9 protein-coding genes, 3 tRNA genes and 1 pseudogene are annotated in these 13,458 nt (G+C 58.2%); 11 read left to right on the top strand and 2 right to left on the bottom strand.

All coding sequences use genetic code 11. The features are described from left to right. The first annotated feature begins 9 nt into the window (after nt 1-9). From D8U70_RS24865 to D8U70_RS24815, 11 genes and pseudogenes are all read left to right on the top strand, one after another. Nucleotides 10-85: transfer RNA gene (locus D8U70_RS24865), tRNA-His, on the top strand. A 57-nt stretch (nt 86-142) separates the two neighbouring features. Next, nucleotides 143-227: transfer RNA gene (locus D8U70_RS24860), tRNA-Leu, on the top strand. A 77-nt stretch (nt 228-304) separates the two neighbouring features. After that, nucleotides 305-380, top strand: a tRNA-His gene (locus D8U70_RS24855). Between the two features lie 401 nt (nt 381-781). Next, nucleotides 782-2,092, top strand: a complete 1,311-nt coding sequence (gene tig / locus D8U70_RS24850) for a trigger factor (RefSeq protein WP_016775337.1) — start codon at nt 782-784, stop codon at nt 2,090-2,092. 92 nt (nt 2,093-2,184) lie between these two features. Next, complete coding sequence (gene clpP / locus D8U70_RS24845) at nt 2,185-2,820, top strand: ATP-dependent Clp endopeptidase proteolytic subunit ClpP (protein WP_016775336.1); 636 nt, start codon at nt 2,185-2,187, stop codon at nt 2,818-2,820. Nucleotides 2,821-2,932: 112 nt separating this feature from the next. Beyond that, nucleotides 2,933-4,216, top strand: a complete 1,284-nt coding sequence (clpX, locus tag D8U70_RS24840; protein WP_016775335.1) for an ATP-dependent Clp protease ATP-binding subunit ClpX — start codon at nt 2,933-2,935, stop codon at nt 4,214-4,216. A 162-nt stretch (nt 4,217-4,378) separates the two neighbouring features. Continuing rightward, nucleotides 4,379-6,775 (top strand): endopeptidase La, encoded by a 2,397-nt coding sequence (gene lon, locus D8U70_RS24835; RefSeq protein ID WP_016775334.1) that lies wholly within the window; start codon nt 4,379-4,381, stop codon nt 6,773-6,775. A gap of 148 nt (nt 6,776-6,923) precedes the next feature. Beyond that, nucleotides 6,924-7,196: an HU family DNA-binding protein gene (locus tag D8U70_RS24830; protein WP_016775333.1), complete on the top strand. Its 273-nt coding sequence runs from the start codon at nt 6,924-6,926 to the stop codon at nt 7,194-7,196. Nucleotides 7,197-7,423: 227 nt separating this feature from the next. Then, on the top strand, nt 7,424-9,295 hold the full coding sequence (locus D8U70_RS24825; RefSeq protein WP_130929988.1) for a SurA N-terminal domain-containing protein: 1,872 nt from the start codon (nt 7,424-7,426) through the stop codon (nt 9,293-9,295). A 455-nt stretch (nt 9,296-9,750) separates the two neighbouring features. Further along, nucleotides 9,751-9,846, top strand: a pseudogene (locus D8U70_RS28060) (LysR family transcriptional regulator); the annotation flags it as partial. 92 nt (nt 9,847-9,938) lie between these two features. Beyond that, nucleotides 9,939-10,793, top strand: a complete 855-nt coding sequence (locus D8U70_RS24815; RefSeq protein ID WP_130929987.1) for a DUF2242 domain-containing protein — start codon at nt 9,939-9,941, stop codon at nt 10,791-10,793. A 387-nt stretch (nt 10,794-11,180) separates the two neighbouring features. Here D8U70_RS24815 and D8U70_RS24810 read toward each other — a convergent pair whose 3' ends face one another. Both D8U70_RS24810 and D8U70_RS24805 read right to left on the bottom strand, forming a co-directional pair. Continuing rightward, entirely contained in the window at nt 11,181-12,221 is a 1,041-nt protein-coding gene (locus D8U70_RS24810; protein WP_024013457.1) for an AraC family transcriptional regulator, read from the bottom strand. Nucleotides 12,222-12,224: 3 nt separating this feature from the next. Beyond that, nucleotides 12,225-13,355 (bottom strand): nitrilase-related carbon-nitrogen hydrolase, encoded by a 1,131-nt coding sequence (locus D8U70_RS24805; RefSeq protein WP_130929986.1) that lies wholly within the window; start codon nt 13,353-13,355, stop codon nt 12,225-12,227. Nucleotides 13,356-13,458: the final 103 nt, after the last annotated feature.

Below are 13,458 nucleotides of genomic sequence, written 5' to 3'. Positions count from 1 at the left end.
CGCAATATGGTGGGCGTAGCTCAGTTGGTAGAGCACGGGATTGTGACTCCCGTTGTCGTGGGTTCGATCCCCATCGTCCACCCCATATTTCGAAAGGCGCCAGATTTAACGGTCTGGCGCCTTTGCTTTAAAAGCTTCATCCGCGGATGTGGTGGAATTGGTAGACACACTGGATTTAGGTTCCAGCGCCGCGAGGCGTAAGAGTTCGAGTCTCTTCATCCGCACCAAATAAAGCTTCATCTGTGCCTAGGGCCTGATGCAGTTTCGACAAAGAAGTTGTTTGGCTTTTTTGTTACGCAATATGGTGGGCGTAGCTCAGTTGGTAGAGCACGGGATTGTGACTCCCGTTGTCGTGGGTTCGATCCCCATCGTCCACCCCATATTTCGAAAGGCGCCAGATTTAACAGTCTGGCGCCTTTTTTGTTTTAGCGGTTTCGAAATCCTGCCATGGCCGATTTCGAAGCGCAGGGCAGGGCACTTCATCGCTTTTAAAGGATCGGATGACGCTGAACTGCTCGTCGTTCCGGTTTTGCCGGAACGTCTGTCGGGGCGGATTTGATAGTTGCTTCTATATATAGAAGCGTTGCTGCAGAGCCCTGACGTGATCGCTTGTATTCGCCAGTGGAGTGCACGGCATTCGTGCGGCGCTCCCTATAAATTGCCTGCTGTTTTTTTACCCGTTTCCAGTAGGGTGACTTCTTGAGTTTGACCCACTAGAATGCATGCCCTTGATTCTGGGGTCGGAAACGGCCGGCTAACGTCTGTGCAACGAGGAATATCCATGCAAGTTTCTGTTGAAAATACTACTGCTCTCGAGCGCCGCATGAGCGTCACCGTGCCGGCAGAGCGCATCGAGACTCAGGTCAACAAGCGTCTGCAGCAGACTGCCCAAAAGGCCAAAATTGCTGGCTTCCGTCCAGGCAAAGTGCCAATGAGCGAAATCAAGCGCCGTTTCGGTGCTGATGCGCGTCAGGAAGCGGTAGGCGACGTCATCCAGTCTTCCTTCTACGAAGCTGTGGTCGAGCAGAAGCTCAACCCTGCCGGTTCGCCTTCGATCGAGCCTAAGTCGCTCGAAGCGGGCAAGGATCTGGAATACGTTGCTGTATTCGAAGTCTTCCCTGAGTTCACCGTTGCTGGCTTCGAAGGCATCACCGTTGAGCGTCTGAGCGCTGAAGTGGCTGACGCTGATCTGGACAAGATGCTCGACATCCTGCGCAAGCAGAACACCCGTTTTGAAGTGGCCGACCGTGCTGCCCAGAACGAAGACCAGTTGAACATCGATTTCGTTGGCAAGGTTGACGGCGAAGTATTCGCTGGCGGCTCCGCCAAGGGCACTCAGCTGGTGCTGGGTTCCGGCCGCATGATCCCGGGCTTCGAAGAAGGCCTGGTTGGCGCTAAAGCCGGCGAAGAACGCGTTCTGAACCTGACCTTCCCTGAGGACTATCAGAACCTGGACCTGGCTGGCAAAACCGCCGAGTTCACCGTGACCGTCAACACTGTGTCCGAGCCTAAGCTGCCTGAGCTGAACGAAGAGTTCTTCGCTCAATTCGGCATCAAGGAAAGCGGCATCGACGGTTTCCGCACCGAAGTTCGCAAGAACATGGAGCGTGAACTGCGTCAGGCGATCAAATCCAAGGTCAAGAATCAGGTAATGGACGGTCTGCTGGCCACCAACCCGATCGAAGTGCCAAAGGCTCTGCTGTCCAACGAAGTTGACCGTCTGCGCGTGCAGGCTGTTCAGCAGTTCGGCGGCAACATCAAGCCAGACCAGCTGCCGGCCGAGCTGTTCGAAGAGCAAGCCAAGCGCCGCGTCGTGCTGGGCCTGATCGTTGCTGAAGTGGTCAAGCAGTTCGACCTCAAGCCTGACGAAGCTCGCGTTCGCGAAATGATTCAGGAAATGGCTTCCGCTTACCAGGAGCCAGAGCAGGTCGTGTCGTGGTACTACAAAAACGAGCAGCAACTGAACGAAGTGCGTTCGGTTGTGCTGGAAGAACAAGTTGTGGATACTGTTCTGCAGAAAGCTAGTGTGACCGACAAATCGGTCTCCTACGAAGAAGCAGTCAAGCCGGTAGAAGCTCCAGCAGCCGACTGATTGATTTTGCGTTAGAAGTGCACACCATAAGCCAGCTCTCGAGCTGGCTTATGCGTATTCAAGACATAACTATTTGGGAGCGACTGCAGAGCATGTTCCGTAATTCTTATATTCAGCAGAACTCTGATATCCAGGCCGCCGGCGGCCTGGTCCCGATGGTTGTCGAGCAGTCCGCTCGTGGCGAACGCGCCTACGACATCTACTCGCGCCTGCTCAAGGAGCGAGTGATCTTTCTGGTGGGCCCGGTAGAGGACTACATGGCCAACCTGATCTGTGCGCAACTGCTGTTCCTTGAAGCGGAAAACCCGGACAAGGACATCCATCTGTACATCAACTCGCCGGGCGGTTCGGTGACTGCCGGCATGTCGATCTACGACACCATGCAGTTCATCAAGCCGAACGTATCGACCACCTGCATCGGTCAGGCCTGCAGCATGGGCGCATTCCTGCTCACCGCAGGTGCACCGGGCAAGCGTTTCTGCCTGCCGAACTCGCGCGTGATGATTCACCAGCCACTGGGCGGTTTCCAGGGCCAGGCGTCGGACATCGAAATCCACGCCAAGGAAATCCTCTTCATCCGCGAGCGTCTGAACATGCTGATGGCCAAGCACAGCGGCCGTACTCTGGAAGAAATCGAGCGCGATACCAATCGCGACAACTTCATGAGTGCCGAAGCTGCGAAGGAATACGGCCTGATCGACGAAGTGATCAACCAGCGTCCAGCTTAATATAAGCAGCGCAAAACAGGCCTGATCGGCACGTCCGATCAGCGGCGGGCTTGAAAAAGCCCGCAATAGCCTTCATCTTGTGTTGCAAGCCTATCGGATTTGGATCGAACGAATGACTGACACCCGCAACGGCGAGGACAACGGCAAGCTGCTCTATTGCTCCTTCTGTGGCAAAAGCCAGCATGAAGTGCGCAAATTGATTGCCGGCCCCTCGGTCTTTATCTGCGACGAGTGCGTCGACCTGTGCAATGACATCATCCGCGAGGAGGTGCAGGAAGCACAGGCCGAAAGCAGCGCGCATAAATTGCCTTCGCCTAAAGAAATCAGCGGCATCCTTGACCAGTACGTCATTGGTCAGGAGCGTGCGAAAAAGGTTTTGGCCGTAGCGGTGTACAACCACTACAAGCGCCTGAACCAGCGTGACAAAAAGGCTGACGACGTCGAACTCGGCAAGAGCAACATCCTGCTGATCGGCCCGACAGGCTCCGGTAAAACCCTGCTGGCCGAAACACTGGCCCGCTTGCTGAACGTTCCGTTCACCATCGCCGACGCAACCACCCTCACCGAGGCCGGTTACGTGGGTGAAGATGTCGAGAACATCATTCAGAAGCTGCTGCAGAAGTGCGATTACGACGTAGAGAAAGCCCAGATGGGCATTGTCTACATCGACGAAATCGACAAGATTTCCCGCAAGTCCGACAACCCGTCGATCACCCGTGATGTTTCCGGTGAAGGCGTGCAGCAGGCCTTGCTCAAGTTGATCGAAGGCACGGTCGCTTCGGTACCGCCGCAAGGTGGCCGCAAGCATCCGCAGCAGGAGTTCCTGCAGGTCGACACCCGTAACATCCTGTTCATCTGCGGTGGTGCGTTCTCCGGCCTGGAAAAGGTCATTCAGAACCGTTCCACCAAAGGCGGCATTGGCTTCAACGCCGAAGTGCGCAGCAAGGAAGAGGGCAAGAAGGTTGGTGAATCCCTGCGTGAAGTCGAGCCTGACGATCTGGTCAAGTTCGGTCTGATCCCGGAATTCGTCGGTCGTCTGCCGGTCCTGGCGACACTGGACGAGCTCGACGAGGCTGCGCTGATGCAAATCCTCACCGAGCCGAAAAATGCTCTGACCAAACAGTATGCCAAGCTGTTCGAGATGGAAGGCGTGGATCTGGAATTCCGTTCCGACGCGCTGAAATCGGTCGCCAAGCGTGCCCTGGAACGTAAAACCGGTGCCCGTGGCCTGCGTTCGATTCTCGAAGGTGTGCTGCTCGACACGATGTATGAGATCCCCTCGCAGTCCGAGGTGAGCAAAGTCGTGATCGATGAAAGCGTGATCGAAGGCAAGTCCAAGCCACTGTATATCTACGAAAACAGTGAGCCGACGGCCAAGGCAGCGCCGGACGCGTAAGTGTTCACAGCGCCGCAACAAAGAAGGGGCCTTCGGGCCTCTTTTTTTTAAGTCGTTTTTTACCTCCGCTTTGCGCTTGTTTTTTTTCGAGGCAGCCCCCATCTTGGTTTCAAGCTTAATTCCATCTGATTACGGCCATACGGCCGCCGTAGAGGCGAAATCATGAAGACAACCATCGAATTGCCTCTCCTGCCATTGCGTGATGTCGTGGTTTATCCGCACATGGTTATCCCGCTGTTCGTGGGGCGCGAGAAATCCATCGAAGCCCTCGAGGCCGCGATGACGGGTGACAAGCAGATTCTGCTGCTCGCCCAGCGAAACCCGGCTGACGATGATCCCGGTGAAGACGCTCTCTATCGCGTAGGTACGATTGCCACGGTTCTGCAACTGCTGAAGCTGCCTGATGGCACCGTCAAGGTTCTGGTCGAAGGCGAGCAGCGTGGCACTGTCGAGCGCTTCAGCGAAGTCGATGGCCATTGCCGCGCCGAAGTGTCTCTGATCGAAGAAGTCGACGCCGCCGAGCGCGAGTCGGAAGTCTTCGTGCGCACGCTGCTGTCGCAGTTCGAACAATACGTCCAGCTGGGCAAGAAGGTTCCGGCTGAAGTCCTGTCGTCGCTCAACAGCATCGATGAGCCCGGTCGTCTGGTCGACACCATGGCCGCGCACATGGCGCTGAAAATCGAGCAGAAGCAGGAAATCCTCGAGATCATCGATCTGTCGGCCCGTGTCGAGCACGTGCTGGCACTGCTGGATGCCGAAATCGACCTGCTCCAGGTTGAAAAACGCATTCGCGGTCGCGTCAAAAAGCAAATGGAGCGCAGCCAGCGCGAGTACTACCTGAATGAGCAAATGAAGGCCATTCAGAAAGAACTCGGTGACGGCGACGAAGGCCACAACGAAATCGAAGAGCTGAAAAAGCGCATCGATGCTGCCGGCCTGCCGAAAGACGCGCTGGCCAAGGCGACTGCCGAGCTGAACAAGCTCAAGCAGATGTCGCCGATGTCGGCTGAGGCCACCGTGGTGCGTTCCTACATCGACTGGCTGGTGCAGGTGCCGTGGAAGGCGCAGAGCAAAGTACGCCTCGACCTGGCCCGTGCAGAAGACATTCTCGACGCCGATCACTACGGCCTCGAAGAGGTCAAGGAGCGCATCCTTGAATACCTCGCCGTGCAGAAGCGCGTGAAGAAAATCCGTGGCCCGGTGTTGTGCCTGGTCGGTCCTCCAGGCGTGGGTAAAACCTCGCTGGCGGAATCGATTGCCCATGCCACCAACCGTAAATTCGTACGTATGGCCTTGGGCGGCGTGCGTGACGAAGCGGAAATTCGTGGTCACCGCCGGACTTACATCGGTTCGATGCCGGGTAGATTGATTCAAAAGATGACAAAAGTGGGCGTACGCAACCCGCTGTTCCTGCTCGATGAAATCGACAAGATGGGCAGCGACATGCGTGGCGACCCGGCGTCGGCGTTGCTGGAAGTGCTCGATCCCGAGCAAAACCACAACTTCAACGATCACTATCTGGAAGTCGATTACGACCTGTCCGATGTGATGTTCCTGTGCACCTCGAACTCGATGAACATCCCGCCAGCGCTGCTGGACCGGATGGAAGTCATCCGTCTGCCGGGTTACACCGAAGACGAGAAGATCAACATCGCCGTGAAATACCTCTCGCCGAAACAGATCGCCGCTAACGGTCTGAAGAAGGGCGAGCTGGAGTTCGATGAGGAAGCGATCCGCGACATCATCCGTTATTACACCCGTGAAGCGGGTGTGCGGGGCCTCGAGCGGCAGATCGCCAAGGTCTGCCGCAAGGCAGTGAAAGAGCATGCGCTGGAAAAACGCTTTTCGGTAAAAGTGACAGCGGACTTGCTCGAGCATTTCCTTGGTGTGCGCAAGTTCCGCTACGGCTTGGCCGAGCAACAGGATCAGGTGGGGCAGGTGACTGGCCTGGCGTGGACTCAGGTTGGCGGCGAGTTGCTGACCATCGAAGCCGCAGTGATTCCGGGTAAAGGGCAACTGATCAAGACCGGTTCGCTCGGTGATGTGATGGTCGAATCGATCACCGCCGCACAGACCGTTGTGCGCAGCCGGGCGAAAAGCCTGGGCATTCCGCTGGACTTCCACGAGAAGCGCGACACCCACATTCACATGCCGGAAGGTGCTACGCCGAAAGACGGCCCTAGCGCTGGCGTGGGCATGTGCACCGCGTTGGTCTCGGCATTGACCGGCATTCCGGTGCGCGCCGATGTCGCCATGACCGGTGAGATCACTCTGCGTGGGCAAGTGCTGGCAATTGGCGGTTTGAAAGAAAAACTGCTGGCGGCACATCGCGGCGGAATCAAGATTGTGATTATTCCGGAAGAAAACGTCCGCGATCTGAAGGAGATTCCTGACAATATCAAGCAGGATCTGCAGATCAAACCGGTTAAATGGATTGACGAGGTCCTGCAAATTGCGCTGCAATACGCGCCGGAGCCCTTGCCGGATGTGGCTCCGGAGATAGTTGCCAAGGACGAAAAACGCGAGTCTGATGCCAAGGAAAGAATTAGCACGCATTAATACGTTTTAGCCTGGGGGGCTTTCCTTGACAGCATTTTAGAGCCCTTGTTATAAAGCGGCTCTTAAGTGTCTGTAGGCCATTCAGCACTCGTTTTGCTTTCACCAAAAAACTTAGAAACATCTCAAAATAGATATAAGGGGACTTAGAGTGAACAAGTCGGAACTGATTGATGCTATCGCTGCATCCGCTGATATCCCGAAAGCTGCTGCTGGCCGTGCGCTGGACGCTGTAATCGAATCCGTCACTGGCGCTCTGAAGGCTGGCGACTCCGTTGTTCTGGTTGGTTTCGGTACTTTCTCCGTGACTGACCGTCCGGCTCGTACCGGTCGCAACCCGCAAACCGGCAAGTCTCTGGAAATCCCGGCTGCCAAGAAGCCAGGTTTCAAAGCCGGTAAAGCGCTGAAAGAAGCTGTTAACTGAGTTTCCAGGTTTTTACCCATCCGGGTCGGGGTCAAGCCTGACTTGGCAGCGGAGCGGTAGAGCAGGTGGCTGAAAGAGCCACCTGTAACGCCGGGATCGAGGGTTCGAGCCCTGTCCGCTCCGCCAGTTACGAGAAGGCGCATCCTCGGATGCGCCTTTCTTCTATCCGGATTCTACCCACGCTCCACGGTTGCCTAAATTGAAGTTCAACCGTTTCTGGGGGACGCATGCTGCAGAATATCAGGGACAATTCACAAGGCTGGATTGCCAAGACCATTATCGGGGTCATCGTTGCACTGATGGCCCTGACCGGTTTCGATGCCATTTTCCAGGCCACGACTCACAAGAACGAGGCGGCCAAGGTCAACGGTGACGAAATCAGCCAGAACGAGCTGAGCCAGGCCGTTGATATGCAACGCCGTCAGCTGATGCAACAGCTGGGCAAGGACTTCGATGCTTCCTTGCTCGACGAAAAGATGCTGCGCGAATCGGCGCTCAAAGGCCTGATCGACCGCAAGTTGCTGCTGCAAGGCGCCGAACAGGCGAAGTTCTCATTCTCCGAAGCCGCGCTGGATCAAGTGATCCTGCAGACGCCTGAATTCCAGGTCGATGGCAAGTTCAGCTCGGAGCGTTTCGACCAGGTGATCCGTCAACTGGGCTACAGCCGCATGCAGTTCCGCCAGATGCTGGCTCAGGAAATGCTCATCGGCCAATTGCGCGCAGGCGTGGCCGGCAGCGGTTTCGTCACCGACGCCGAAGTGCTGGCATTCGCCCGTCTGGAAAAACAGACCCGTGATTTCGCCACTCTGAACGTCAAGGCCGACCCGGCTGCGGTCAAGCTGACCGATGACGAGGTCAAGGCTTACTACGACGAGCACGCCAAGGAATTCATGACGCCGGACCAGGTGATCATCGATTACGTCGAGCTGAAGAAGTCGTCGTTCTTCGATCAGGTCGCGGTCAAGGATGAAGACCTTGAGGCGGCGTACCAGAAAGAGATCGCCAACCTGGCGGAACAGCGTCGTGCCGCGCACATCCTTATCGAAGTGAACGACAAGACTACCGAAGCGCAGGCCAAGGCGAAGATCGAAGAAGTTCAGGCGCGTCTGGCCAAGGGCGAGAAGTTCGAAGCGCTGGCCAAGGAGTTCTCGCAGGACCCGGGTTCCGCCAACAATGGCGGTGACCTCGGTTACGCCGGTCCTGGCGTTTACGATCCGGCGTTCGAAAAAGCGCTGTATTCCTTGTCGAAAGACCAGGTGTCCGAGCCGATTCGTACCGACTTCGGTTATCACCTGATCAAGCTGTTGGGCGTGGAAGCGCCTGAAGTGCCGACCCTGGCCAGCCTGAAAGACAAGCTGACCCGCGAGCTGAAAGCCGCTCAGGTCGAGCAGCGTTTCGTTGAGGCGACCAAGCAACTGGAAGACTCGGCGTTCGAAGCCTCTGACCTGGCGCAGCCAGCAGCGGATCTGAAACTGACCGTGCACACTTCCAAACCGTTCGGCCGTGAAGGTGGCGAAGGTGTTGCCGCCAACCGTGCCGTGGTCACTGCCGCGTTCAGCCCGGAAGTGATTGATGAAGGTGCCAACAGCACCGCCATCGAGCTGGACCCGGAAACCGTGATCGTGCTGCGTTCCAAGGAGCACCTGAAGCCTGCGCAACTGCCGCTGGAAAGTGTGAGCGCGGCGATCCGCACTCAGCTGACCAAGGAGCACGCCAGTGCCGAGGCCAAGACCCGTGCCGAGAAGCTGATCGCTGATCTGCGCGATGGCAAGGCGCCGCTGGACAAGGCCATTGACGGTCAGAACTGGAAGGTCACCGAAGCGGCCACCCGTGGTCAGGAAGGGGTTGATCCGGCTGTGCTGCAGGCACTGTTCCGTATGCCGAAGCCGGCTGCCAAGGACAAGCCGACGTTCTCCAGTGTTACGTTGCCGGATGGCAGTCTGATGGTTGTGCGACTCAACGGTGTTAACGAAGCTGCCGCGCCGACTGATGAAGAGAAGGCGCAATATCGTCGCTTCCTGGCTTCCCGTGAAGGGCAGCAGGACTTTGCGGCGTATCGCAAGCAGTTGGAAGCTGAGGCGGAGATCGAGCGGTTCTGATCTTTTGACTGACGTTTGAAGGAGCCCCGGCCTGGTTGGTCGGGGCTTTTTTGTTTTTGGTGGCTTGGCGGCCTTTGGGCCGGCCATGCTCTGGGTGGTTTGGGTGAATATCCGGTTCTTCGGGTGCGGCAGCTGGCGGTTTCGCCCTTACGGCGAGGCACTTTTTCCAGACGCCGAAAAAGTACCCAAAAAGGCTTGCTCCTACGTTCGGCCCTCGCAGGCTCGGGTTCCTTCGCTGCGGGATCGATCCCTCCACTCAGCCTTCCGACGTCGCCGGTGGATCAAGATCAAGAGCACTCGAGCTTGCGCTCATTGTGTAGGAGCTGCCGAAGGCTGCGATCTTTTGCTTTTGCCTTTCTGTGGGAGCGAGCCTGCTCGCGAAGGCGGCCTGACAGCCGACCTGATTCTTGCATGTACACTGTCCCTTGGCGTTTAGAACACGTCGGGCGGCTAGGGTGTTATGGCCGTCGAGCCGACAAGCCACGGCGAAATTGCGCGCGTTGATCGATCATTTGTCCACGCGGCTTTTTCCTGGCGGTCATGATAGGTAAAGTTGTAACCGATTCTTGACACTATTCCATGCGCCATGGGGCGGCGATCTGTTGCACAATACGCCCCGGACTGTTTTCCCTCAGGATGTTCAATGTTGATTTCCACTCCCATGCGTGTTGTCGGGCTGGCGCTTTTGTTGACTGCGGTGGCCGGTTGTTCGAAGGACAAGCCGATCTATGAGCATGAGAACTTCGATGACTCCGGCACCTTTTCGCGCAATTATCCGGTAACCGACACCGCCAGTTGCGAAGCGGCCCGGCGCGCGTTGCTCAGTCAGGGCTACATCATTACCAGCAGTGATCCGAAGCTGGTCAGCGGTCACAAGAGCTTCCAGCAGACCGGCGAGACCCATCTCGAGATCAGCTTCAACGTGGTCTGCGCCGAAGATGGCAGCGCCGGGCACCACGCGACGGTGTTCGCCAACGCCCTGCAGGACCGTTATGCGCTGAAGAAGACCAACAATTCCGCCAGTCTCGGGGTTGGTGTATTGGGCTCGGTGTCGATGCCGATCGGCTCCTCGGACGACTCGATGGTCAAGGTCGCCAGTGAGACGGTCATTGCGCAGAAGTTCTACGAGCGTTTCTTCACACTGGTGGAGCAGTTCCTGCCCGCCGATGCGAAGAAAGCTGCACACATCGAAGAAAAGCCGAAAACCGATCTTGGTGTGCCAGAACCAAAAGCGGCACCTGCACCTGCGCCTCTGGCGCCGACACCTGCAGCGGAACCGGCCCCCGCGCCGGCTGCAGAACCTGCACCGGCCCCGATTGAAGCCGCGCCAGTGAGTTCCGAGCCGGTGGTGCCGCCAGCGGAGTCGACGCCGATTACGCCTGCCCCAGCGCCCGTGGAAGAGCCCGCGCCGGCCAGCGAAACCATCACGCCACCGACCAACCCGGATATTCCGCCACCGTCGGAGCCGATTCCGGCGATGCCTGCGTCGGGCCAATAAGAAACCAAGCAAGACCCTGTGGGAGCGAGCCTGCTCGCGAAGCGGTGTATCAGTCGTCAGATGATCAGACTGACACACCGCCTTCGCGAGCAGGCTCGCTCCCACACTGTTTTCCGGGTTGGCTTAAGATCTGGTTACACACCTGCGACATCAGCGCCGCGATAAATCCCCAACCACCTGCTACGTTTTATTCATGAAGGCAGCGTTTCACTTTTCCTTCACACGGGCACTTTATGCTCGGGGCACAGGTCGATTGATCAGGCCATTTTCATAGCGAGTAGTTGGGGGATTCATACGATGGATGAGTATCAGGAAGAACTGCTCGAATACCAGGCCTTTGAGCTGGATCAACCAGAACCGGCTGACGACGCGACGGAGCTCTGAGCTTCAGGCTCCCGAGCGGTAATTTCGTCGGGATTCGCCGGGCGTCTGCCCGCTCCAGCGCTTGAATGCACGCTGGAAGGCTTCGGCTGAGGCAAAGCCCAGCAGATAAGCGATCTCGCCGAACGCCAGTTCGGTGTCGCGGATGTAGGTCATTGCCAGGTCGCGGCGTGTGTCATTGAGGATCGCGCGAAATTGCGTGCCTTCCTCAGTGAGCTTGCGCCGCAAGGTCCAGGTCGGCAGTTTCAGGCGTGCCGCGACTTCTTCAAGATCCGGCTCGCGGCCGCCATTGAGCAGCGGGCCGAGCAACTGAGTGATGCGCTCGCGCAGGCTGCGGGTGCGGGTCAGTTGTTCCAGCTCCCGCTCACACAGTTGCAGCAGATGTCGCCAGGTGCTCGGGCAATGTTCAGGGTTGCGCAGGGCGAGGCTACTCAGGCTCAGGCGCAGTTGGTTGCGCTCGGCGCTGAACTGGATCGGGCAGTCGTCGAGCATTGTGTAGGCGTCGCGGTAATCCGGCGCTTCGAATTCGATTTCGATTCGCTCGGCGCGCAACGTTTCGCCGCACAGGCTCGACAACTGATGCAGCCAGCCGGCGAGGATCGAGTCGACCACGAAGCGGTTATAGGCGTTGTACGGGCTGATCGAGTAGAAGCGCAGCCACGCACCGTTGGCATCTTCATGAAAACTGGACTGCCCGCGATAGTTGGAACCGTACAGCGGCTCGAAGCGCGTCAGGCAGCGGGCCGCTTCACGCACGGTGGGCGCTTGCGCCGCAGTGATGCCGGCCAGCCCAGCCTGATTCAGGCGGATCATTCGGCCCATGCGCAGGCCCAGGGCCGGGTCGCCGGTGAGTTGAATCGCCGCATGGCCCAGGCGCATGTAACGCGGGATCGACAAGCGCGCCCCGGCCTCGGCCAGTCGCGCGGCATCAAGGCCATATTGTTCAAGCAGAGGCAGCGGATCGACGTCGTGGCTGCGCACGGCATCGGCCAGACTGTGGACGAAGCCCACCGACAGATCCCCGAGGCGCATCGGCTGCGGCTTCATGGATTACAGCCAGACGTTCAGCAAGCGCGCACCACGGGCCTCGCCATCGGCGAACTGCTGGCCGTTGCTGCTGAGGAAGCTTGTGCCGGTACTCGACTTGTCCCAGAACTGCCCGCGCATGAACACACTGACGCCGGCAATCGCGCGGCTGCTCGGTGGTTGTGCGGTGAGGGTCAGTCGGTGCCAGGCCTGACCTTCACTGAGGTCGCCGGGCTTGAGGCTGACCGAGCCCGGCGTGCTCGAACCCTTGTAGCCACGCCATGGCTTGTCCCAGGCGCCTTGGCCGATAACCTGCGCCGGCACCGCCACCAGTTGCGCGCCTTGTTCATCGAGGGTGCGGTAGTTGGCGGGGTACCAGCTGTCACTGCCGATAAGGATGCCCAAGCGTCCGGCCGGTGTGTCGACGACCTGTATGGCGTGTTTGTCTTCGGCCTGAATCACACCTTGCTGATCAAAGATCGGATGCATCTGCCGTTGCGGCTGGCCCAACGGTACGCCGTCGCGACCAAACACCACGCTGCTGTTGAACAGGGCGCCGCTGCCGGGCTTGAGCCGGCCGTCGCGGATGCTTGGCTCCGGCAGCACGATGGAGCCGGCCACCAGGGTGACCTGGAACTCCTTGGCCAGACCGCCGAACAGCGTTTGGTAATCCTTGGCCATGGCCTTGGCTTTCATCCGCAGATAAGCATCGTTCAGCCGTTGCTCGCCCTTGGCCCGCAGCCACGCTCGGGCAAACAACAGCGGATTGCTCGCCGCCAGCCAGTTCATTGCCTCCGCCAGGGTCGGCGCCTGATACAACTCGTCTTTCTCGCCGCTGATCATCAGCCAGGTGCCGACGTGCTCGGGCAATACCACCACGGTTTTTTCGTTGAGCAAGCCTTGATCGCGGGCCTGCTGAAGGTACGCCGCAAGCTTGCGGTGCAGGCGTGCGGAGCTTTGGTAATCGGTGGGGAACAGTTCGGGCTGAATGCCGAGCAGATTGCCACGGTCGCCGGGCGTGCCCTGATTGACGGCGAGCTTGATGCGCAGGTCCGACAGGTAATGTCCCGCCGGCCGGTCTGCCGCCCACATGGCGTAGGTGGTCAGGGCGGCAACGAGGGCCATGGAGAAAAACAGATACAGAAGTTTGCGCATGAAAACCAACAACAGCCGGGTACAGAGTGTGGCGCCTAGGGTAGGGCCCATGGCCCTGATTGCCAAGGGGCGCTGCGCATTTGGATCAATAACTTGTCAGTTA

The organism is Pseudomonas sp. Sample_20, assembly GCF_004307585.1.
GTDB lineage: Bacteria > Pseudomonadota > Gammaproteobacteria > Pseudomonadales > Pseudomonadaceae > Aquipseudomonas > Aquipseudomonas atacamensis.
Note: the sequence above shows the minus strand (reverse complement) of the source record. Positions and strands in the feature narration are given on the sequence as shown.

Excerpts from the sequence above, each read along its gene's own strand:
- tig (WP_016775337.1), top strand. The coding sequence starts at position 782 with ATGCAAGTTTCTGTTGAAAATACTACTGCTCTCGAGCGCCGCATGAGC.
- clpP (WP_016775336.1), top strand. The coding sequence starts at position 2,185 with ATGTTCCGTAATTCTTATATTCAGCAGAACTCTGATATCCAGGCCGCC.
- clpX (WP_016775335.1), top strand. The coding sequence starts at position 2,933 with ATGACTGACACCCGCAACGGCGAGGACAACGGCAAGCTGCTCTATTGC.
- lon (WP_016775334.1), top strand. The coding sequence starts at position 4,379 with ATGAAGACAACCATCGAATTGCCTCTCCTGCCATTGCGTGATGTCGTG.
- D8U70_RS24825 (WP_130929988.1), top strand. The coding sequence starts at position 7,424 with ATGCTGCAGAATATCAGGGACAATTCACAAGGCTGGATTGCCAAGACC.
- D8U70_RS24815 (WP_130929987.1), top strand. The coding sequence starts at position 9,939 with ATGTTGATTTCCACTCCCATGCGTGTTGTCGGGCTGGCGCTTTTGTTG.
- D8U70_RS24810 (WP_024013457.1), bottom strand. The coding sequence starts at position 12,221 with ATGAAGCCGCAGCCGATGCGCCTCGGGGATCTGTCGGTGGGCTTCGTC.
- D8U70_RS24805 (WP_130929986.1), bottom strand. The coding sequence starts at position 13,355 with ATGCGCAAACTTCTGTATCTGTTTTTCTCCATGGCCCTCGTTGCCGCC.